This window comes from Ferruginibacter profundus (genome assembly GCF_054783275.1).
The window spans coordinates 1,544,439-1,566,957 of record NZ_BAAGQW010000001.1; the positions used below are offsets into that span (position 1 = coordinate 1,544,439).

The window sequence follows — 22,519 nt, forward strand, 5'->3', positions numbered from 1 at the left end:
TGCAGCTATGGCATATTTTATTTTATAATAGTTACATAACCGGTCATCGGAGGTCTTCCGTTACCTGGTTCAATAATATAATAATAAGTATCAAATGGCAATGGTTTACCGTTAAGCTTACCATTCCATGGTGTTTTGTAACCCTTCGATTCAAATACCAGCTGGCCGGTTCTTGTAAACACCTGTACTTTACAATTAGGATAAGTATCCAGGTAATCGATCAGCCAGGTTTCATTGATACCATCGCCATTTGGTGTAAAGGTATTGGGCACTTTGGGTGCTTTTAATACTTTGATAAACACATTGTCTGACGGCGCTGTACATCCTCCTGTTCCGGTAACAGTTAAGGTATAGGTAATATCATTAAGAATAACATTGGCGGTTGGTGTAGCATCGGTAGTACTGCTTAGATAAGTTGCAGGGCTCCACAAATATTGCAGGCCTGTACCCGTAACTACTGGTTGCATCGTGTAAGAACCACCTTCCAATACCACCGCATCCGGCCCCGCATTTACTGTAGGATAAGGATTTACCCTGAACTGCTGCGTTTGTACGGTACTGGTACAACCCTGGCTGTTAACTATGTACAATTCTATATTGTAGGTTTGAGCCGTGGTGTAGGTATGTTGTACCTGCTGAGTGGTAGCAAAAGTACCATCACCAAAGCCCCAATGCCATTGTATCACACTACCATCAAGGCCGTTGGTTTTATCAGTAACGATCACATTATCGCCAATACAAACTTCTGCTTTATTAAGATCAAATGCAGCTATAGGTTGCGGATGTATAAAATTAACATCATGAGTAATGGTTTGCGAACAGGCTCCGTTAGTACCCGTTGCACCAATTACTGTAAGCTTTACAGTGTATGGCCCTACACCGGTATAAATATGTGCAGGTGGAATTTTAGCTGTTGAGGTATTTAAAGCACCACTTGCCGGGTCTCCGAAATCCCATAAATAAGTGATACCGGAATTATCAGCAATAGAAGATGTATTGGTAAATGATACCGCAGCATTTGGCAAACACACACTGCTTTGTACAAAACCAAATACCGCCGTTGGTATCGGGTTTACACGTACCGGTGTAACCAGGTTAGTGCTCTTACAACCATAAGCCGAAGTATTGAACATGGTTACATTATAACTGCCCCATGTGGGAAAGTTATGTGTAAATGTACTACCCGGTGCATGTTGTTCAATTGGCGAACCATCTCCAAAATTCCAGGTGGTATTATTTAGGGTTACTCCCGCAGGTGCAGTTGACTCTTCTTTAAAGCTGATAGCACTGCCATCGCATACCGGAGTTACATAAGAGAATTTAGCAGAAGCGGTATCCAGCACTTTAATGGTACTGCTCATCGTATCCATACAACCTGCCAGTGAAGTATAAGTGTATTTGATGGTATGTGTACCGATGCCCGCTGTTACGGGATTGAACAAGCCCGTAGGACTAACTCCCGGTCCGGTATAAACGCCGCTGCCCGGTACACCGCCAATTTCGCTGGCCTGTGTTATCTGGAATGGTGCGCTGTTATAACAGGCATCAGGCATTGCATTAAACTGCACTTTAGGTACTGCGTTAATAGTGATATCGGTTACTTTATCGTTGGTACAGGATATACCTGAGAACGCACGTACCACTACCCTGTATGATTTGGTTATTGGCGACTGGAAGTTGGGATATTTATGTTTGTACACCGTATTCAATGCCGGTGCATTATCTGTTATAAATGTACCTGGTGCGCCAAGGAAATCCCAGTATATTTCAAGCTTGGAAATAGTACCTACGCCTATTGATGAAAGGTTAACAATAGCTACGGTATCATTAACACATAGCGCACTACCGTTAGTAACAGAGAAATTGGCAACCGGTGCACTGGCAATATTTACAGTATGCGTTATGGTGTCGGCACAACCGGCATTACTTACAGAAATATGTGTTACAGTATACGTACCGCCGGCACTGAAAAAGTGTGTACCATTTAATGAGAATTGAGTATTGTTGGCACCACTTGCCGGATCGCCAAAATTCCATTCGTATCCTGCAACATTAAAAGGTGTATTGGTAATGGGCGAAGTACTGGCATCAGTAAACAAAGCGTTATCACTTACACAAGCTAAAGCAGGTACAGTAAAATCAGTCTTAGGCCTTTCATTGATCACCACCTGGCGGGTAAACGCAGTGGCGTTACTGCAACCGTTTGGTGAAGTAGTAGCAATAAGGCCTACGGTATAAGTACCCGGCAATGAGAAGGTATGTGATGGATTTTGCTGTGTAGAAGTATTATTGGCACCACTTGCAGGGTCTCCGAAATTCCATGCCCAGCCTGATAAGGTACCTGCATTAGGCACTGAATTATCGGTAAAGGTGATCACCCTGGTATTACAAGACGGTGTAGAGAAATTGAAATTGGCTGTAGGCAATGGCACTACAGTAATGGTACCGGCTCTTGTTGCTTTCTGGCAGGCATTACCTGTTGTTTGAATAGTATAAGGCACCGATGCTGTAGGCGAACCGGTTATTGTAACAATATTACCAGCAACAGTATAAGTTATACCTGCGGCAGGCAAACCGGTAACTGTAACCCCTGTTGCACCGCCATCTAAAGTATACCTGATCTGTGCAATTGGCGTACCGGAGCAAACGGTTTGGTTTTCTGATCCTGCTGTTAAATTCAATACATGATCAGGGTTAACAGTAATTTTTCCCGGTGCCGACGGTTTAGCGCATGGCCCCTGTGTATTAACTGTATAATTATATACTACCGGGGTAGTGGAAACCACTGTTGGTGTACCCTGTATAGTGAGTGTACTACCTACCACTGCCCAGGTAACTCCCGGAGGTAATGATCCGGTTACAGTGGCACCTGTTGCACTACCGCCTAAAGCGTACACCACATTTGCAATGGCGTTATTTACACAAACCGTTTGGTCTGGTGTGGTTATGGCAGAGTTTAATGTAAGTGTGGCATCTGCTGTTACGGTAATAGTACCGCCAATTGGCAGCGGCACCTGGCAAGGGCCTGTGATAGTAATTGTATAAGTCGCAGGGCCCACAGCAGTTGGTGTACCCGATATAGTTACTGTACCTGGGTTACCCGGTACATAAACAGCATTTACACCTGCAGGCAAACCGGTTACATTTACAGCTGTAACAGCACCAAAAACCTGGTATACAATATTAGTAGTTAAACTGCTATTAACACAAACTGTTGGTGTGGTAGAACCGGAAAGCAAAGAGATGGTTGCATCCGGTGTTACATTAATAGTACCACCCAATGCCGTTGGTAACTGGCATGGGCCTGTAAGACCAAAACTAAACGTATACGTTCCTCCTGTTGTAGGTGTACCGGTTATATTTATAGAACCCGGCGTTGCTCCTACCGGTGCAGTATAAACGTAGTTAACTCCCGGCGGCAATGCTCCTGCTAAAGTAACACCTGTAACCGTACCGGTTACCTGGTAACTAAATGCGGTAATGGCATTATTTACACAAAGTGTTTGGTTAGGTGTGCCCGATTGCAGGGAAAGTGTTGCATCCGGGTTAACAATTATAGTACCACCCATTGGAGGCGGATTGATACAAGTACTTACGGTAGATACAGAAAAACTAAAAGTACCACTTATAGTTGGTGTTCCCTGTATAGTTACCTGCTTGGTGGCTGCATTATAGGTACCCGTTACACCTGGTAATGGCGGTGTAAACAAAACGGTGCCGCCGGTAGCTCCACCACCAATATCATAAACAATGGGAGAAAGTATAGGCGTATTGATACAAAGCGTGGGGTTAGGTGTGCCTGACCCTGCTGCCAAAGCAAGTGTAGCATTGGCAGATACATTTAAAGTTGCCGTAAGAAACACAGCGGGTTCGGTACATGTACCTGTTGGCCTTACGGTTATTGTATATGTACCTGCTGTTGGTGGTATACCAGTTATAGAATAAATACCCGTACCAGCATTATACGATCCGGAAAGACCGGCCAATGCAGGTGCAACGGTAAAAGTAGCACCTGTTCCTCCAGCCCCTATAGAATAATCAATTTGCGCAATACCGGTATTTACACAAAGCGTTTGGTTAGCCGTACCGGCTACCGATGCTAAGGCAATGGTGGCATTGGGGTTTACAGTAACCGTTGCCGTTTGGTTGGCAATAATTGTTTTACACAATGTTGAGCCCTGGTTTTTCACGCTGTCTAACCTGTAAGTATAAGTAGTGGCAACATTGGTAGGTACACTAATAGTATAAATGTTGGTTGCACTGATAACAGGTGTTTGTGCAATATTATTAAGACTGTAATCTAATTGATAAGGTGGTGCCCCTCCTGTAATAGTAAAGGTAACCTGGGGCGCTGGTGCTGAGTTGATACATACGCTGGTTGCAGTGGCAGCAATGCTGGCATTGGGCACATCAAGTACTGTGATACTTTGTTGTTTAGTGACTTCGCAACCTGTAGTGGTGGTACCGGTATAATTTACAGTATAAGTACCCGGAGCACTAAAAGTATGAACAGGATTTCTTAAAGTAGATGTATTTGCTGCTCCGCTGGCAGGATCACCAAAATTCCATAACCATTTATAAGTTGGCTTAGGCGTTTGAGGCGTTGTTTCTGTGAAGGTCACAGGTTCCAGGTAACATCCGGATGTACTCGGGGTGAAGCTTCCTCCGGGCGGATCATTTACCACCAGGTTAAAAGTATAGTCCTGTTCATTTCCACATCCTTCACTTGAAGTACGATAAACCGTAATTGTAATTTGATAAGTACCTGGTACCGTAAATGAGTACTGGCCCGGAATTGAATACCAGGCAACTTCTTTACCATTACGAAAGTTTATGGAATCCGGTGTAACAGTTGGTGTGCCATGAACCACTACCGGAAAGTTGTTCGGACTCATTAGGTTAGTATTACTGCAATTCCAACGAATAGAATCGTAGCGGATTTCTGTTGGTGTGGGTCCGGATGTTTTGTTGGGTAAAAATACTTTGAACCCGAAAGGAGTTCCGACACAAGTAATAGCACCACTCTCAATACTGTTTGGTGAGTTTATTTCGAGACTGGTATTTAGATCTTTTACATTGGTACCAGCATTATATCCATAAGATTCCGCTGCACCGTAACCGTAAGCAATTGCATTAAAACCTGAATCAGATTTAATAACATGCGGTATACTAACTCCTGTTGCTCCTGCAACTCTTATTATGGCATAAGAATAGGCAGGATCTTGTGGATGAACAGTAAATGTTCCCGCAGGCAGAGGAGCACCATCAAGTAATATTGAACTGATAGCTGTACCTCCATTCGGTATTACAACATTTATATAGTGTTTTTGAGCCTTTATAGCAAAATTAGCACAGGCATCCCATCTTACTTCATTAATACTCTGTTCTACCGGGCTTAAATAAATGACCTCCGGATCTCCATCTCCCGAAGGAATTGGACCACAGGCTACGGCGGGGTTATTCTGAGAGGGAAAGTATTGTGCAACCATTATAGGTTTATCCGCAACTATCTTTCTGAAGGTTGCACTCTGTGGCAATTCATAATAGAAGTTGCCATTAAGTGGAACTGCTATTGGCAATCCATCCACCGTTACCACTGTAGTTGGGTCAGCTACACATATCCTGTAAATATTTCCCATTGGTGCCGCTACACCGGTTGTTGATGTATAGTTTGCTGATGGTACTGTTAAGAAATTTTTTCCCCACGCACTTTTTGGTAAACCCTGTACCATATAATTATCTGAAGAAGGTGTTGTTCCATTACATGCAATCGCAATCCTTCCGCTGCCTGAAAAAACAGCAATTCTTTTACAACCACCTGTTCCTGAGGCAATACTTTCAATCACAGAACCAGTAAGATCAACACCATTGTTGCCGGGAGTAAAACCCATCACATTATATACCTGCCCCTGGGTAAGCGAAACTGTATTTTTTGATCCTGCAGCCCAGTTTTGGGTTTGAGCACTTGGGGTTATTGAAACAACAGTTGTTCCTGTATCAACTGCAACAACATAAAACCAGCAGTTAGCACCACCGATATTAGAATTATTGGTAAAATTTACTGAATAATATTGCTTACCTAAAGTTGGTACCGGATATAATACCGTAGCACCAGATACGCTTGAATTATAAATATGGGCATAAGCCACAATAGGTACATCACTTGTCACATGAATACCTTTATCTGACAAGCCCTCTGTATACAAACGTGCATCTGATCCACCTACTTTTGGTAATGGAGGTGTTTGAAATACTGTATTGGCTGCTATATTGTTATAAGTAACACTGTAACCTAAAAGAGGAATGGACACTGTAACATTCGAAACCTGGTCTGTAGCAAAATACAAAACCATTTCCTGGGCATTAGCCGGACTTCCAGATAACATAACCTGGTGGTATCCATACCCTACCCAGAAATCTTTCCCTTTATTACTAAAATCCTGTCCAAAACCGGCAATTGAAATAATAGAAATAACTGTCAGCAGTAAAAATTTTCTCATGTGTTTGGTATAAAACGTTGTTCAATTAATAAAAAAGCCCGTTTACCGGATGCTAATTAGGGGGAGAGTGTTGCTTTCGAAGGATAATGAGAAATACACCTATTTTCCACAGGAGAAACAGATAAGTAAATGTAAGGGAAATTAATGAAAAAAGCCCCTGAATCAGGGGCTTTTTTAGATAATATTTAATCAGGTCTGATTATTTAAAAAAATAGTAATAAAAGCCGGAGTTTTTAAAGTCCGGTGTTGCAAAACAAATAACATAAAGCACGATAGCATTATACCCGGATAGAAAATTTACCGTATAATACAATGTAAAGCTTGTAACATTATTTTGAATCGCAAAGTCGTGGCAACGTCGTAGCAAGGCCGAAGCAAAGCCATAGCAAAGCCGGGTTTACTCTGTAACCAGGTCGGGTCAGTCCAGGCAATCACCCGCAATTGATCTTTAGTATAGCTGCAATTAAAAGCTCGATCAGGTACATAAAAAAAAGCCACATAGAAATGCGGCCTTTGTTAAGAATCTTTCGATTCTGTAACCCCCAAAGAAAACATCGTAAACCAAGCACTAACAACGTTTACTGTTCTTTTGGGGCAAATAGTAAACGCTGGTTGTTAAAATTTATTTTGCTGGTGTTAAAATTTCGTTGAAATAATCATCACAATTTGCTGTTTTGCAACATAAACTGTAATTATCTCTAATATCTTTCTTGTTTATTAATTTCTTTTGTTATGCAAACCAGCTACACTGCTATCCGGGCTCATGGTCCAGTAAGATGGCAATGGCTGAAAATTGTATTGCACCGGAGCCTGGTTGTATTTGCCGGAAAGCAGTTGCAATACGTTTCTGAATTGTACGGCTAATAAGTTGATCATTGTTTTCATAATGGTAAAATTGTTTATTAACAATAAGTTCAATTTTCGTTATTATTCCATCACCCGCTACAGGTAATAAGATTCCCTGTTTCACTCACTTCGTTGCTTACCAATACACCGTTATTTTCATTTTCCCCGGCAAGCCATTTTCTACTCCTCTTCAAATGCAGCACCTCGTTCAGTTCAGAGGAGGTTGCCGGTAAAATACCGGCAACTCCTGTTAAACCTTTGTGCCTGGTTATAATTAGTTTAAGAAACAATCTTTAAAAGAGCCCTTCAATCGAGGTAAAGGGAGTTGCCGGTTCAGTGTAAAGAATCAGCAACCCCTCACAGTAAACCTCTTTGTGCCTGGTTATAATTAGTTAAATAATCGAATGTAAAAGAACAGTTAGTTGAGGTAAAGGAGGTTGCCGACTTAGGGTAAAAAAATCAGCAACTCCTCAGTAAACCTCTTTGTGCCTGGTTATAATTAGTTTTTGATAATTTTCTGAGTACCGGTTGCTACACCGTTCATTGTTAAATGCGCAACATACATACCGGGAGCAAGCTTGCTTAAACCGTTAACCTGGATAGTATTGTATCCCTTGCTGATTGATGACTGCTGTGTCATTACCTGCTGACCATTACTGTTAACTATGCTAATTAAAGCAATACCGTTTTCAGTAGCGGTAAAACGTACATTCAGGTTATCTGTAAAAGGATTGGGTGAAGTTTGTATAGTTACGCCGTTTGCAGCCTGCATTTTTACTACCAGTGTATTGGTATAAGTAAACTTATCATCATTATCTACCTGTTTCAAGCGATAATAGATAACAGATTTAGATTGCACTTCAGCTGAATTATCTTTATACTGGTATGATTTTTTAGAACCGTTTTCAAAACCATCCAATACAAGTGCAATAGTAGTAAAGTTTTTACCATCAAAAGAACGTTCCACTTCAAAATGGTTGCTGTTGATCTCCTCTTCGGTGATCCATTTTAATAGCACTGATTTATCAACCACTGAGGCGTCAAAAGCACTGTATTTTACAGCTAAAGTACCGCCTGCCTGAACATAATTAAAACCTTTAAAGTAAATACCTTTCTGCCTTGTAGAAGCTGAAGAACCGGTATTTGCTGCACCGGCTTTATAAGTAAAGCTGCTGATATTATTTTTAGTTAAAGTAAACATTACACTTTTTGCTGCTGTATCAACCCCTGTATATTCAACACCGGCAATATTGGTGGCTAAGAATTGATTAAGGGTCTGCACTACGTTTATTTGCAAGGTACCCGTCAGGTAACTTAAAAGACTTGTTGGCCCCATATCCAGCGCATCCATTTCATGCAATGTGGCGTTGCCATCAATATCCATTGCGGTAGCCCGCAGGGTATCAATAACTTTAGGACTACCACCTCCGTTTACAAACTCAATTTTAAATTCTACCATACCGGTGCTAAAAGCGGGTATACGTATTGCAGGTGAAAAAGCCTCCGGTTTAGTAGTGGTGTTATCATCCAGGGTGGTAACTGTTGCTCCGCCTGTTGCACTTACAATAGTAACATATGCGTCTGTACCAGAAGCTACGCTACCAAACTTATACTTGGCACCTACAGTTAATGCTGTACCGCTTACTAATGTTGGAGTAGAATTGAAGTTGAATCCGAAGCTGTTGTCAGCTTTTGTTTGAAGAGAAGAGAAAAGTACAGCTATAAATAATATAGCATACTTCAGAGAAGTAAAATTAGTTTTCATTTTCTTGTTTTGTTGTTTCAGAAATAATTTTCCAGATTTTTTTACAGTGGGTAAGTACTGTTTTAACCTGGTGGCTCTTTTTGAGGAAGATTGGGCTTCGGATGGGAAAGAATAAATAACCGAGGTAATGGTCGTCTATAATTTCATCACAAACATAATACGCTTTTTCGGAAACCGCAAGTTTTTTGCACCGTAATTTTACTGCACTTCGAGGATAAACACGTATTTCTCCGTTTCTTTGAATATTTTCTACCACTTTCCGATTAAAGTGTTAGAAAATATTCAACATCTGAACGAAATAACTTTCGTAAACATTTAATTCAGGCCCATTTATTGAAGAAAACAGCATTCCCGGATGCTTTTGTAGTACGCTGTTGTACGAGCAAATCTACTATGGGCTCAGCGTAGTTTACCAATGTTTATATTAGTAGTAACCTCCCGTGATAATTATCCCCCGGCATCCAGACCTGTTAAAATACAGTCCACCAGGCACCATCATCCTCATCACTCCAAACACCCGTTTTGCCCCATTTTATTTAACCGGATGAAAATTTTGAATCATGACATTTTAGCATTATTTTGCAATATAGTTATTCTATAAACCTATACTTCCAGCCAGCGGTCTTGCCCGGGTTACCAGTATATTTTTCCCTGCTCTGAAAATCTATTTAATTCGTCTGTGAATTAGAGTCAAACAGGTACTGTTTTTATTAAATATGTAGTATTTAATAAAATTAAATATCCTATAAATTACATAAAAAATTAAAAATCAATAATTTACTAAATTAAAAAAGCAAAATACCAGCGTATTCGCTTTATGGTAAAAAATTGGATGTTTTACGGATTAAATTTATAATTTTTATTATTAGATAGAAATTATAAATAATTAATAAACAATTTTTTATTCTATTTTATTTGTACTAAAGATAGTATCAAAAAAATTGTCTGAAAAAACTATCTCTCTTTTAACAATAACCTAATTGCTTTAGCAAAACTTTTGTACAAGTTTACAACCACTATTTGCTAAACTTTATCTTACTTTGCGTACAATCGAACATCAGCAAATAATTAGTAACTATGTCCTTTAAATTCTCCCCCCTCCTCCTAGCCGTTTCTGTGGCCCTGCTATTTATGACATCCTGTCAAGAACCAAAGGAACTGGAGTACCGGGATTTTAAAAACCTCAGCTCAGAAAAACTGGGATTTTCCACCTCTACCTTTAAGGTTGACCTGGTTTATTACAACCCCAATAATTTCGGGCTGCAGTTAAAACGCACCGATCTTGACGTTTATATTGATAGTAATTACCTGGGCCATACCGCACAGGATTTCCAGATCAACATCCCCAGGAGGGCCGAATTTACCCTTCCCCTGAGCATTGAGGTAGACATGAAAAATGCTTATAAAAATGCTATCCCGGCACTTTTTGGCAAAGAGGTTTTGGTAAGAGTGGTTGGAAAAGTGAAGCTGGGGAAGGCGAATGTATACAAAAGTTTTAATGTGAATTACGAGGGTAAGCAGACATTTTCTTTCTAAAAACAAAAAAGCACCAACCCCTGGTTGATGCTTTTTGCTACGTTTAAGCTATTTTATTTTACCCTTTTGGGTTTCCGGGTTTGGGTGCTTCTGCTGGTTTTTTACAACAAGCTGGTAATCTTTTATAGGCAAATTCCTCGGCCTCTATATCGTCTGCATCAAAGCCGAGATTGGCAATTGCTGTTTTAATATACTCTTTATTTGTCCTGTCGGTAAGCCACGAAACGGTGGCTGTTTTCTTTTTCAGGTCCACTTTTATGGCTGTAACTCCTTCCGTTTTGCTGATAAAGAATTCGATCTGGTCCTTGCATTTATCGCAATTTTGAAGTGTTGGTAAAGCTATAATGGCCTTATCGGAGGTTTTTATCTGGGCAGTACCCGCTAAAAAAAGAAAGCAAGTTGCCATTCCCAAGAATAGTTTTTTCATAAATGATGCTGATTTTGAAATAAAGTTATTAATTCCCCGACCAATTTGCCGGATCTGCACTCCAATTTAACAAGGTTTTTTGCTGATCTGCAGAAATTATTCCCTTTTCTATCGCCAGTTCAATCAAAGTTGGGTAATTGGTTAGCGACCGGTAGGGAATTCCAGCTGCTTCAAAAGCTTTATCGGCCACACTAAAGCCATAGGTAAAGATGGACACCATCCCAATTACTTCCACTTCCGCTGCTTTAAGCACATCGCAAACCTGCAAACTGCTTTTACCGGTGGAGATAAGGTCTTCTATAACCACTACTTTCACCCCTTTTTCTAAATTCCCTTCAATCTGGTTGCCTAATCCATGTTCTTTTGGCTTTGGCCTGACGTAAACATAGGGCAGTTTTAACTGATCGGCAGCCATGGCCCCCCAGGCAATACCCGCTGTGGCCACACCGGCTAAAATATCGGCATCAGGAAATTTTTCGAATATTACACTGCACATTTCGCTTTTAATAAAATCCCTGATATAGGGAAAGGATAATACTTTGCGGTTATCGCAGTAAATGGGGCTTTTCCATCCGCTGGCCCAGGTAAAAGGTTGTTGCGGACTTAATTTAATTGCATTAATTTGTAAGAGCTTTTCAGCAACGGCTTTTTCATTTGTCATGTTGCAAATTTGACGGTTGAAATTTAAAATTTGAAATATTATTATGCACATCAAGATATACTTTGGCGATAAACCTGTTTTTCTTTGTGATGATATCGATACCGAATTGAACCAGATACTCCATCACCCGGATGCCGTTTTTGTAGACGAGATCACTAATCCCGCCATAAAATCGTTGCTGCACGAAATAAAAAAAGAAGAATTTCATGCCGGTGTATTATGGAATAAAGACCTGGAGCAACTGAAAAAAGTATTCTTTAAAAACTTTACTTTGATAGAAGCTGCAGGTGGCATTGTGCAAAACACAAAGAAAGAATTGCTGTTTATTTACCGCCTGGATAAATGGGACCTGCCCAAGGGAAAAATAGAAAAAGGCGAAAAGCCGGATGAAGCAGCCTTGAGAGAAGTGGAAGAAGAGACCGGGGTAATCAATTTAAAACTGAAGAAAAAGATCGGTGAAACCTACCATACCTACGATGCATTTGGCAAACATTTTTTAAAGGTTACACACTGGTATTATATGACCTGCCCTGCTGCACAACAACTGGTTCCGCAAACTGAAGAAGATATTACGGCTATAAAATGGGTGCCTACAAGAAATATTAAGGAACCCATTGCCAATACTTATCCTTCTATAAAAGATATTTTGAGAACATTTTTTGATGAGCCGTGATTGGTCTAGGGGTAGAAGGTTTAGAAGGTTTAGAAGTTTAGGGGGTTAGGATTACGGCTTTTTAAGAATGGCTACTGTAAGCCTGCTTATGCAAACCAGTTTCTCTCTTTCATCATGAATTTTTATATCCCATACATGTGTGGAAGCGCCTATGTGTAAAGGTGTGCAGGTGGCTGTAACATAACCATCTCTTGCAGCACGTACATGGTTGGCATTTATTTCGAGGCCTACACAAATAAATTTATCAGAGTCAATTACAAAATGAGAGGCAATGCTGCCAATGGTTTCAGCCAATGCACAACTAGCACCGCCATGTAATAGCCCATAAGGTTGTTTGGTGCGATTATCCACCGGCATTTTCATTTTAAGAAAATCATCCCCAATAGCCACCCATTCCATACCTAAATGTTCGCCCATGGTAGCGGGGCCGAGTGGTTGAATATCCGGCAAAGACAGTGATTTATTAAACCAGATAGCCGCCATTATTTAACGCTGTTTTTTATAGAAAGATTTACCGGGGCCGGTAAAAATTGTGATACATCGCCGCCATTGCGCAATACATCACGTACCAATGTAGATGCCACAGAAGTAAATTGCGGAAGACAGGTGAGAAAGATGGTTTCCACATGGCCATCTAAACTCCTGTTCATATCTGCAATGGCTTTTTCGTATTCAAAATCGTTTACGTAACGGATACCTCTTAAAATAAAATTGGCGCCAACAGTTTTACAACAATCCACTGTTAATCCATCATATACTACGGCTTCTACTTTGGGATCGTCTTTGTATATTTCTCTGAGCCATTGCAACCTTTGTTCTTCGCTGAACATGGGGGCTTTGTTTACATTGCGGCCAATACCCACAATCAATTTATCAAACAGCGGCAGGGCCCTGTCAATAATATCGATATGCCCTAAGGTAACAGGGTCAAAGGTTCCGGGGAACAAGCAAATACGAGGCATGATTGTAGATTTATAATTTCAGATTTCAGATTGATGATTTTTAGCGATCGTAGTTTTTAAAATCTGCAATCGTCAATCTAAATCTAATAGTTTAAGACTTACTTCCCGAAAGCAGGTATAACACTGCCATCCGCACTGCCACGCCGTTTTCTACCTGTTGTAAAATGATGGATTGATTGCTGTCTGCCACATCACTGTCTATTTCCACTCCCCTGTTAATGGGGCCCGGGTGCATGATCACAATTTCTTTTTTTAACCCATCTAATAATTTTTTACTAACGCCATAGGCAAGGTTATATTCCCGTAAGGAAGAGAACAATACCTGGTTTTGCCTTTCCAGCTGAATGCGCAATACGTTGGCCACATCGCACCATCCTAAAGCCTTCTTTAAATTGTATTCTACTTTTACACCCAATGCTTCGCTGATGTATTTGGGTATTAGTGTTGGCGGGCCTGCTACCATCACTTCGGCCCCCATCTTTTTTAATAAATAAATATTGCTGAGTGCCACACGGGAGTGCATAATATCACCGATCAAAACAATTTTCTTTCCTTCCAGCGACCCTAATTTTTCCTGTATTGAAAAAGCATCCAGTAAAGCCTGTGTAGGATGTTCATTGATGCCATCTCCTGCATTTACAATGGCAGCAGGAATATGTTTGGCCAGGAAATGTGGTGCTCCGCTGGCACTGTGCCGCATTACCACCATATCCACTTTCATGCTAAGGATATTGTTCACTGTGTCCAGCAATGTTTCTCCTTTTGCGGCTGATGAACCTGAAGCTGTGAAATTAATAGTGTCGGCGCTCAATCTTTTTTCTGCCAGTTCAAAAGATATCCTGGTACGGGTGCTGTTCTCGTAAAATAAATTTACAATCGTTACGTCCCGCAGGGAAGGTACTTTCTTTATTTGTCGTTGTAAAACCCCTTTAAATTCTGTGGCGGTAGATAAAATAATGGAAATATCCTGGGGAGTGAGATCTTTAATGCCTAATAAGTGTTTAGTAGATAGTTGCATTAAGCAGCGAAGTTATAGTAATAATGGATAATTGAATAATTAATAACGGATAATTTTTTCATTTCAAGGCTTTATCTTCTTTACAAAATGCTTCAGGTTTACAACATTATTCATTATCCATTAACTCATTATTCATTAATATAAAACCACTTCTTCCCGTTCCCACTCTACTTTTACTTTTTGTGAGATAACGGTATCTATTGCTTTACCGCAATAATCCGGTTGAATGGGCAACTCCCGGTTAAACCTTCTGTCCACCAATACACAAAGCTCTATTTTTTTCGGACGGCCAAAATCCTGCAAGGCATCCAATGCAGCCCTGATGGTTCTGCCGGTATATAAAACGTCATCCATCAAAATAACTTCTTTGCCTTCTATAGAAAACGGGATATCTGTTTTATTAGCTACGTGCAATTCGTTCCTGATATCATCACGATAAAATGTGATATCCAAAATACCATATTGTACTTTTTCTGCCGGATATAACTTCCGGATATTTTCTACCAGCAGGTTACTCACTTTTACCCCTCTCGGTTGCAGGCCAATAAAAACCACATCGTTAAGATCCAAATGATTTTCTAAAAGCTGGTGTGCCAGCCTGGAGATGGTAAGATGTAATTGTTGTTTATCTAAGATGATTTTCAAAATAAAATATTTACAAAGCGAATTTATCTGTTATTCTTTGATAAAAAAAGTCCTCGCTAAAGAGGACTTTAATAATTATTTCTCCTGTAAAAACGGATAACGATAATCTGTTGGCGGATTAAATGTTTCTTTGATTGTTCTGGCACTTAACCAGCGGTATAAGTTTAAGATAGAACCTGCTTTATCATTGGTACCACTTGCCCTGGCACCGCCAAAAGGTTGCTGGCCTACAACAGCACCGGTTGGTTTATCGTTGATGTAAAAATTACCAGCACTGTTGCGGAGTTTACTGGTAGCCAATTCCACAGCATACCTGTCCTGCGCAATAACGGCACCGGTTAATGCATAAGGAGAAGTGCTGTCTACCAATTTTAATGCCTCTTCAAATTTATTTTCATCATACACATATAAAGTAAGCACGGGGCCAAATAATTCTTCGCACATGGTTATGTATGTAGGATCGGTAGTTTCAATAACGGTTGGTTCAACAAAGTAACCTTCTGTTTTATCACATTTACCACCTACTAAAATTTTTGCTTTACTATCTCTTTTACGAGCCAGTTTAATATAGCCTTCTAATTTATCAAAACTTTTTTCGTCAATTACTGCATTGATAAAATTAGTAAAGTCTTCCACCGTTCCCATTTTCATGGTTTTTATTTCTGCTACTAATTTTTTCTTTACTTCTGCTGCAATGTTAGAGGGGATGTAGGCTCTTGATGCAGCACTGCATTTTTGTCCCTGGTATTCAAATGCACCACGGGCCAATGCTGCCACTACTACATCGGGGTTAGCAGATTTATGTGCAATCACAAAATCCTTGCCGCCTGTTTCTCCCACAATTCTCGGATAAGATTTATACATGCTCATATTAGCACCAATCGTTTTCCACATAAAATTAAATACACCTGTACTTCCTGTAAAGTGAATGCCGGCAAAATCAGGATGATTGAAAATCACATCCCCTGCAACAGGCCCTTCAACAAAAACAAGGTTGATAACACCATCGGGCAAACCGGCTTCTTTTAAAATACGCATGAACATTTGTGCGCTGTATACCTGCGTGTTGGCACATTTCCATACCACCACATTACCGCACATGGCAGCAGATGTTGGCAGGTTACCACCAATAGCTGTAAAGTTAAAAGGCGTTAACGCAAATACAAATCCTTCCAGGGGTCGGTATTCCATCCTGTTGTTCATACCAGCGCCGCTGATGGGTTGCTGACGATAAATATCACTAAGAAAATGAACATTAAAACGTAAGAAATCTATTAACTCGCAGGCACTGTCAATCTCTGCCTGGAAAGCATTTTTACTCTGCCCTAACATGGTAGTACCGTTAATATAAGGACGGTATTTTGTGGCTAACAGATCGGCTGCTTTTAAAAATATGTTTGCACGGTTTTCCCAACTCATGTTGCTCCATTTGTCCTTTGCCTTTAATGCTGCGGCAATAGCTTTTTTTACATGGCCTGCATCACCTTCATTAAAATATCCCAGTACATGTTTACGCTGGTGCGGCGGATGCATAGCCACTTTTTTACTGGTACGTACTTCATCGGCACCAATGTACATTGGTACATCTACCTGCTCTTTTTTCAGTTCTGCTAAAACTTCCTTTAATCTTTTCTTTTCTGCAGAACCTGGACCATAGGAAAGAACGGGCTCGTTTGCCGGCATGGGGTAATAAAAATCTCCGTATTGCATAAAAATGATTTTTTGATATTTAAATACTGTTCGATTTTAATGTTGCGCAAAGGTAGCATTTACAATTTGTACAGCACATTAACTGCTTTGCTCTTCCTTCTCACTCATCAGGTAGGCTTTAATGAATCCATCCAGTTCCCCATCCATCACCGGCCCCACATTACCTACTTCATAATCGGTACGATGGTCTTTGATCATTTTATAGGGATGAAAAACATAACTGCGTATCTGGCTGCCCCATTCAATTTTTTTCTTTTTACTGTTGGCGGCATCTTTAATGGCGTTGCGCTTTTGCAATTCCATTTCGTATAAACGGCTTTTCAGCATTTGCATGGCCAGCTCACGGTTGCCCAGCTGGCTTCTGTCTTGCTGGCAAACCACCACTATACCTGTAGGAATATGCGTTAATTGTACTTTGGTTTCTACCTTGTTTACGTTTTGTCCGCCGGCACCGCCGCTTCGGCTGGTTTCCATTTTTACATCGGCAGGATTGATTTCGATGTTGATGGTATCATCCACCAATGGATACACGTTTACCGATACAAAAGAAGTATGCCTTCTTGCATTGCTGTCAAAAGGTGAAATACGCACCAGGCGGTGCACACCACTCTCTGATTTTAAAAAGCCATAGGCAAAGGGCCCTTCAAATTTATAGGTACAGGTTTTTATACCTGCGCCGTCGCCCCATTGCCAGTCCATTTCGGTTACAGTCCAGCCCTGCTTTTCGCCGTACATCCTGAACATACGGGCCAGCATTTCTGCCCAGTCCTGGCTTTCGGTCCCCCCTGCACCACTGTTTATTTGCAACATGGCCGGCAGTTCATCCTCAGGTTCGTTAAGGGTACTTTTAAATTCTGCTTCTTCAATTTTTACAACAGCCGCATCAAAAGCTTCTTTTGCTTCCTGCTCGGTAGCTTCGCCGGCTTTCCAGAATTCAAATAGTACCGCAAAATCTTCCACCGCTGTATCTACGGTGTGATAGAGGTTTACCCAATACTCATTTACTTTAGTTTCTTTTAAAATAGAAGTGGCACGGGCATTATCATCCCAAAAGCCCGGCGAAAGAGAAAGTTGTTTGTCGTTTGCTATTTTAGCTTCCCTGTTATCTACGTCAAAGAAATCTCTTCAAAACCGTTGTGCGATCTCTCAGAGCCTTTATTTGTTCAATTGTCATGGTGCAAAAGTAAGAAATTTATGGGTTTAGAAGTTTAGGGGTTTAGGGATTGGGGTTTAGGGATTGGGGTTTAGGGGTTTAGAGGTTTAGGGGTTTAGGGGTTTAGGGGTTTAGAAAAAGAAATCCCGTAAACAAAACGGGTTTGTTTACGGGACATGGTAAAAAAGTTTACTTATTTAAATTCTGCTACAACAGTAATTTTAGGATCGGAAGAAACCTTGCCGGCGCCAATAGCAGCACCGTTTACGCCATAATCTGCCAATGCAATTACAAAATTAGAAGTGGTAGTAACAGTTTTACCGCTAACTACTACAGATGCAGTTGTGCTAACGGGCTTTGTTACGCCATGTATAGTAAGATCCCCTGTAACAGTTGCACTGTAAGTACCGTCTGTTGTGAATTTTACATCTGCAACATTGGTGATCTTGCCTTTAAAAGTTGCTTTTGGAAATTTGTCGGAATCCATCCACATCGGGCTGTTAAAATGCTCCTGCATTTTTGGGTTGCTGAAAGAAAAACTTTTTACCACAGATTCAAAAGCTACAGCACCGCTTTTGGTATCCAGGCTTGCTACAACAGTTTTGTTATCACCTTTAGGCAATGCATCCAGTTTAGTGGTTGCATCAAAGCTGATGGTAGCAGAAGTAGTTGTTTTTTTCTTTTGTGCAATAGTTGTACCGAGTACGCTTACAAGTGCTAAGAAGAGAATTGATTTTTTCATTTGTTTGTTTGATTTTATTTGTTTTAAAAATTTATTTATTAATTGCACAGCGTTTAAAAGTCACAAACTCAGTTGACAGGATATCGCTGTAAGTACCACCGCTGCAGGAGCCTTTGATAGATACACTATCGCCTTCTTTTAATTGTTTGGCTTCTGCAAGATGTTGTTGCTGAAACGCAAAAATGATATACGCCGAAGTAGCTGTATCAATCATTTTAATGTTGATAGTTGTATCTGCAGCTTCGGTTTCTGTTACTCTTCCGTTAACGGTAATTATTTTTTCCGCATATTTTATATTGGCCAGACTATCGCTTTTCTGAAACTCCTGCAACAGGTCCATAGCATTTACAGTAAAAGCAGCTTCACGTTTTGTGGTATCAGTAAATTTTTCAGTAAGAATGAGCCACGCTGCTATTCCCCCGGCAATTAACAATACCAATCCCCCTATTAAAATTCTTTTTATCCACGGACTTCTTTTACGTTTCAGCTCACTCATAAGTCTACTGTTTTTGTATAATAATAGCAAATATACAATGTTTAAACATCATTTATTCAATTGCCTTACTAATTTTTCAACATTTTAACGGCCGCTTGTTAACACTGTTTACCCTGTTAGCCTTCAACTTTACCTACCTTATTGGTTTACATCAGTTTCAGTTTACAAGAATTAAACCAAAGTTGCAGGAATTATTTTTTGAAGGGTTTACTTTATTGTTAAAAAACAGAACTTGCACTATAAAATTTGTTATGGAGCCCGGAGCTAATCGGTACTTTGTTTTACATAAACCTTTTAATATGGTGTCGCAGTTTATCAGCACCCATAAAGTTGGTTTATTGGGTGATCTTGATTTTAGTTTTCCCGAGGGCACGCATGCTATTGGCAGGCTGGATAATGACTCTGAAGGATTGCTGTTATTAACTACCAATAAAAAAGTTACCCGGTTGTTGTTTTTAAGCGACACACCGCATAAAAGAACTTATTTAGTACAGATCAATAATAGTATAAGTGTACAAAACCTGCGTCGCCTGCAAACGGGTGTGAATTTTAAAATAAAAACCGGTATATCGTACACAACGGCACCATGTGACGTGATGATCGTGGAAAATCCTGAGGCGTATTGCGTAATGGCAGAAAGGGTGACTGCCTACATGCCATACACATGGCTTTTAATTACCATTACAGAAGGCAAGTATCACCAGGTAAGAAAAATGATCGGCGCCATCAGGCATAAAGTGAAGCGGCTGATAAGGATAAGCATTGAAGATCTTACACTTGACGGGCTGGAAGCGGGCAGGGTAAAAGAGATTGGTGAATCAGAATTTTTCCGGCTGCTGAAGATAGGAAATTACGACGCCGGGTAAAGCAAAACTGCCAACTTGTTAATTTTTTGCACATTTTGAAGGGTTCTGTCTTTTTAACGGGAAATGGCACCGAAATTGCAACTTTATCAGTCCCTGGGCAGTCTAAATTCTTACACATGAAGTTGCAATTTTTTAAAAACGTACAGTTCACCAAATTAATCAAGGCCGAAGGCCGGTTAAGAGAGTTTAATTTCAGAAATCATTTTAGCCCTTCGCAAAAAGATATCTGTTCTGTAAATGTTACCGACGACAGGGGGAACCGCATTATTTTTGAAATGCAGAAGCTGGATACCGGCTGGAAGATCGCCCAAACCCAGTTGCCGGTATGGATATTGGAAAATGAGAACAATTTTCAAAAATTAATTGAGGAAGAGTTAAGTACAAATACCAATTAAGAACAACAAGCACATAAAAAACTGGTTCAGCATTTATACTGAACCAGTTTTGTTTTATACAGAAGACCTCTTGTTATTTAAAGATCTTTCCAAAAAAATCTTTCATATCGTTCCATGATGTGGAATCTGCTGCAGCGTTGTATGCGATAGGAATTTTAAATTTTTGCCCCCATTCTGTTGCAGCCGGATTAGAGAATGCATGTGTGGCTCCTGCATATTGTTTAAAGGTATAATCTGCACCAACAGAATCCATTTGTTTTTTAAATGTGGCCACTTCTTCGGGTTTTACAAACTGGTCATCTGCACCATGGCAAACCAATATTTTTGCTTTCAGTAAATTTTTATCAGCAGGCACACCAACCAGGTTACCATGAAAACTCACTACCCCATTGAGCTGCTCTCCCAATCTTGCCATATTTAATACCATTGCACCACCAAAGCAATAACCAATGGCTGCAATTTTTGTAGTATCGGCCTGGGCATAGGTCTTTATTTTTGCTAAAGCTGCATCAAAGCGGCTTTTTGCCAATGCAGGATTCTGGTAAAAAGGCGCAGCCAGTTTGCCGGCTTCTGTTGGATCGTTGCCCATTTTACCATCACCATACATATCTACCGCAATGGCCAGGTAACCTAACCCGGCCAATTGCCTGGCCCGGCTTTTTACATAATCATTCAATCCCCACCATTCGTGTATAATCAATACCACAGGGCGCCTTGCAGTGGAGGCTGAATCATAGGCTACAAAACCGGTAAGCTTTGCAGTATCTGTTCCGTAGCTCACGTCGGATGCTACAATTACCGGTGCTTTTGTCATTTCTTTTTCGGGAGTTGAACTGTTGTTATTGCAGGCTGATAAGAATAATGCTGCACCAACAACGATGGAAATATATCTCATTGTATTTAGTTTACTGATAAAAACGAAAAACGAAGAATAAAGTTCACCAAAAAAATGAGAATGGAAAAGAATTATTTGAAGATGTTGGAATATTGTAAAGCGACCAACATACCTATTTTTCCGCCGGTTTGATTTTAACGGGCTCCAGTATGATGGTCTGCACAAAAAGTATCCGCTCTTCTTCAATTGCATCATCTGAATTCATGATCTTCTTTTTAGAAAATGCAGGGTCGGTACAATTCATACAGCCAAGTATAACGCTTTCTCTTTTAAAATCCAGTTTGCCTGTGCTGTCAGTAGCTACCATACCGGTATTGGATGAATTGCCGCCGTTAAAATTGAATGCGGCATCATTTAGTTTTCTTAACTGGTACAAACTCATGCCCGGCCTGATACCGCTTTTAAGCCGCCAAAGGTTTTCGGGAATATTATTTTCGTATTGTAAATTACTTTCTGCCATTAGCTGGCCGCCAATATAAATTTTAGAAAGATTGCAGTTATTCGCCTCGTCATCCCATAAAAAAACCACCTGCCGGTTGGTGTTAGGAAACAGCACTGAACATTTGCCTACTTTTTGATCGGACAGATAATAGATATCTTTTTTTACATTCTGTTCGCCAAAATAAAAACGCAGGTATTCATGCGAATTAAAAACGGAAAGGTCTTCTGCAAAAGAAATTTCCTTAGGTTTGGGCAACTCCTGCTTTCTTACGGTAAATGAATATTCAGTTAGCGTGTCTATAGTTTTAGAAGAAATATTTACGGTTACATCGTTATGCTGGTATAGTAAGAAGGGAGCAGTTAATGAATCTTTTTCCCGGTTACAAAAAAAACCTTCTTTTTTAATATCGGCTTTTATTTTTTGAAATTCGTCGGTAGAAGTAGTTCTGTAAACGAGGCAAAAATCTTCTTTTGTACTAAAGCTGGTTACTGTTCTTTGCACCGGTATGGTATCTTTTGGAGTGCGTTTGTAATCAAAGTCTCTTGCGATGGTATCCGTTTTATAGGATGTACCTACAAAAGCAAATCCTTTTTTGGAGATATAAGTATCAAATTTTTGTTTGGGCACGTACGATAGTTCGGAAAGATTTAACGCCGCCATTTGTGCGATAGCAAGTTGCCCCAAAAACAGTAAGCATAAAAATAGTAGCAGTCTTTTCAAAATAAAAACTTTTAAGGGTTTGGTTGCAGTTTTATAGTCTACGCTGTAACCTGACTAACAATACTGT

At 40.2% G+C, this 22,519-nt stretch carries 19 protein-coding genes; 4 read left to right on the forward strand and 15 right to left on the reverse strand.

Translation table 11 applies throughout. The features are described 5' to 3' along the window. Positions 1–17: 17 nt before the first annotated feature. The 3 genes from ACYVM0_RS06510 to ACYVM0_RS06520 form a co-directional block, all read right to left on the reverse strand. A complete protein-coding gene (locus ACYVM0_RS06510; protein ID WP_460554278.1) occupies positions 18–6,500 on the reverse strand; it encodes a PKD domain-containing protein in 6,483 nt (2,160 codons plus the stop codon). Between the two features lie 717 nt (positions 6,501–7,217). Beyond that, the gene (locus ACYVM0_RS06515) at positions 7,218–7,385 is read right to left on the reverse strand and encodes a hypothetical protein (protein ID WP_460554281.1); all 168 of its coding nucleotides are present in this window, start codon (positions 7,383–7,385) and stop codon (positions 7,218–7,220) included. Positions 7,386–7,845: 460 nt separating this feature from the next. Continuing rightward, positions 7,846–9,111: a T9SS type A sorting domain-containing protein gene (locus ACYVM0_RS06520; protein WP_460554284.1), complete on the reverse strand. Its 1,266-nt coding sequence runs from the start codon at positions 9,109–9,111 to the stop codon at positions 7,846–7,848. A gap of 1,131 nt (positions 9,112–10,242) precedes the next feature. On the opposite strand from ACYVM0_RS06520, the gene ACYVM0_RS06525 reads away from it, so the two are divergent. After that, on the forward strand, positions 10,243–10,647 hold the full coding sequence (locus ACYVM0_RS06525) for an LEA/WHy family protein (protein WP_430989879.1): 405 nt from the start codon (positions 10,243–10,245) through the stop codon (positions 10,645–10,647). A gap of 58 nt (positions 10,648–10,705) precedes the next feature. Here the strand turns inward: ACYVM0_RS06525 and ACYVM0_RS06530 are convergent, their stop codons facing one another. Beyond that, a complete protein-coding gene (locus ACYVM0_RS06530) occupies positions 10,706–11,074 on the reverse strand; it encodes a heavy-metal-associated domain-containing protein (protein ID WP_460554288.1) in 369 nt (122 codons plus the stop codon). Positions 11,075–11,102: 28 nt separating this feature from the next. Further along, the gene (pyrE, locus tag ACYVM0_RS06535) at positions 11,103–11,735 is read right to left on the reverse strand and encodes an orotate phosphoribosyltransferase (RefSeq protein ID WP_460554291.1); all 633 of its coding nucleotides are present in this window, start codon (positions 11,733–11,735) and stop codon (positions 11,103–11,105) included. 43 nt (positions 11,736–11,778) lie between these two features. On the opposite strand from pyrE, the gene ACYVM0_RS06540 reads away from it, so the two are divergent. Continuing rightward, a complete protein-coding gene (locus ACYVM0_RS06540; protein ID WP_460554294.1) occupies positions 11,779–12,408 on the forward strand; it encodes an NUDIX hydrolase in 630 nt (209 codons plus the stop codon). Positions 12,409–12,459: 51 nt separating this feature from the next. Here the strand turns inward: ACYVM0_RS06540 and ACYVM0_RS06545 are convergent, their stop codons facing one another. The 8 genes from ACYVM0_RS06545 to ACYVM0_RS06580 form a co-directional block, all read right to left on the reverse strand. Beyond that, positions 12,460–12,891: a hotdog family protein gene (locus ACYVM0_RS06545; RefSeq protein ID WP_460554297.1), complete on the reverse strand. Its 432-nt coding sequence runs from the start codon at positions 12,889–12,891 to the stop codon at positions 12,460–12,462. Next, entirely contained in the window at positions 12,891–13,370 is a 480-nt protein-coding gene (gene coaD, locus ACYVM0_RS06550; RefSeq protein WP_460554300.1) for a pantetheine-phosphate adenylyltransferase, read from the reverse strand. The genes ACYVM0_RS06545 and coaD overlap by 1 nt, the downstream gene beginning before the upstream one ends. A 91-nt stretch (positions 13,371–13,461) precedes the next feature. Continuing rightward, positions 13,462–14,388 carry an aspartate/ornithine carbamoyltransferase family protein gene (locus ACYVM0_RS06555; RefSeq protein WP_460554303.1) on the reverse strand — a complete coding sequence of 309 codons (927 nt, stop codon included), beginning with the start codon at positions 14,386–14,388 and terminating at the stop codon, positions 13,462–13,464. 135 nt (positions 14,389–14,523) lie between these two features. Beyond that, entirely contained in the window at positions 14,524–15,033 is a 510-nt protein-coding gene (gene pyrR, locus ACYVM0_RS06560) for a bifunctional pyr operon transcriptional regulator/uracil phosphoribosyltransferase PyrR (RefSeq protein WP_460554306.1), read from the reverse strand. Positions 15,034–15,108: 75 nt separating this feature from the next. Next, positions 15,109–16,743 carry an L-glutamate gamma-semialdehyde dehydrogenase gene (gene pruA, locus ACYVM0_RS06565; RefSeq protein ID WP_460554309.1) on the reverse strand — a complete coding sequence of 545 codons (1,635 nt, stop codon included), beginning with the start codon at positions 16,741–16,743 and terminating at the stop codon, positions 15,109–15,111. A 78-nt stretch (positions 16,744–16,821) separates the two neighbouring features. Then, a protein-coding gene (gene prfB / locus ACYVM0_RS06570; protein ID WP_460554312.1) for a peptide chain release factor 2 occupies positions 16,822–17,917 on the reverse strand; the annotation gives its coding sequence in 2 pieces (ribosomal slippage) (positions 16,822–17,856 and positions 17,858–17,917; 1,095 coding nt in all). Between the two features lie 172 nt (positions 17,918–18,089). Next, positions 18,090–18,638 (reverse strand): YceI family protein, encoded by a 549-nt coding sequence (locus ACYVM0_RS06575; protein WP_460554315.1) that lies wholly within the window; start codon positions 18,636–18,638, stop codon positions 18,090–18,092. A 31-nt stretch (positions 18,639–18,669) separates the two neighbouring features. Beyond that, positions 18,670–19,134: an OB-fold protein gene (locus ACYVM0_RS06580; protein WP_460554318.1), complete on the reverse strand. Its 465-nt coding sequence runs from the start codon at positions 19,132–19,134 to the stop codon at positions 18,670–18,672. 251 nt (positions 19,135–19,385) lie between these two features. On the opposite strand from ACYVM0_RS06580, the gene ACYVM0_RS06585 reads away from it, so the two are divergent. Together ACYVM0_RS06585 and ACYVM0_RS06590 are read left to right on the forward strand one after the other, a co-directional pair. Further along, positions 19,386–20,000, forward strand: coding sequence for a pseudouridine synthase (locus ACYVM0_RS06585; RefSeq protein ID WP_460554321.1), 615 nt, complete (start codon positions 19,386–19,388; stop codon positions 19,998–20,000). Positions 20,001–20,116: 116 nt separating this feature from the next. After that, positions 20,117–20,395: a hypothetical protein gene (locus ACYVM0_RS06590; RefSeq protein ID WP_460554324.1), complete on the forward strand. Its 279-nt coding sequence runs from the start codon at positions 20,117–20,119 to the stop codon at positions 20,393–20,395. A gap of 73 nt (positions 20,396–20,468) precedes the next feature. Here ACYVM0_RS06590 and ACYVM0_RS06595 read toward each other — a convergent pair whose 3' ends face one another. Next, positions 20,469–21,290 (reverse strand): dienelactone hydrolase family protein, encoded by an 822-nt coding sequence (locus ACYVM0_RS06595; protein ID WP_460554327.1) that lies wholly within the window; start codon positions 21,288–21,290, stop codon positions 20,469–20,471. Positions 21,291–21,402: 112 nt separating this feature from the next. Further along, positions 21,403–22,452 carry a hypothetical protein gene (locus ACYVM0_RS06600; RefSeq protein WP_460554331.1) on the reverse strand — a complete coding sequence of 350 codons (1,050 nt, stop codon included), beginning with the start codon at positions 22,450–22,452 and terminating at the stop codon, positions 21,403–21,405. Positions 22,453–22,519: the final 67 nt, after the last annotated feature.